1 rRNA gene is annotated in these 552 nt (G+C 51.8%); it reads right to left on the bottom strand.

Annotated elements, in window-relative coordinates:
• Window positions 1-552 (bottom strand): 23S ribosomal RNA (locus AC1DOQ_RS26945); the annotation flags it as partial.

Below are 552 nucleotides of genomic sequence, written 5' to 3'. Positions count from 1 at the left end.
CTGTGTTTTTATTAAACAGTCGCAGCCACCAGTTTATTGCAACCCTTTCACCCTTCYRCAGTAAAGYRGTCAAGCTACCGGGGCGTACCTTATCCCGAAGTTACGGTACCAATTTGCCGAGTTCCTTCTCCCGAGTTCTCTCAAGCGCCTTAGAATACTCATCTCGCCCACCTGTGTCGGTTTGCGGTACGGTCTCGTATGACTGAAGCTTAGAGGCTTTTCTTGGAACCACTTCCGATTGCTTCGCAGSATAAASCCGCTCGTCTCRACCCCTTGAATTSCGYGCCCGGATTTGCCTAAGCRCCTTCTATGAGTCAAAAACTGCCTATTCCAACAGGCAGACAACCTTCCGCGATCCGTCCCCCCATCGCATCATACGACGGTGCAGGAATATTAACCTGCTTCCCATCAGCTACGCATCTCTGCCTCGCCTTAGGGGCCGACTCACCCTGCTCCGATGAACGTTGAACAGGAAACCTTGGGCTTTCGGCGAGAGGGCTTTTCACCCTCTTTATCGCTACTCATGTCAGCATTCGCACTTCTGATACCTCC

Source organism: Massilia sp. 01N417 (genome assembly GCF_056399645.1).
This window is presented reverse-complemented; position numbering and strand designations above follow the sequence as displayed.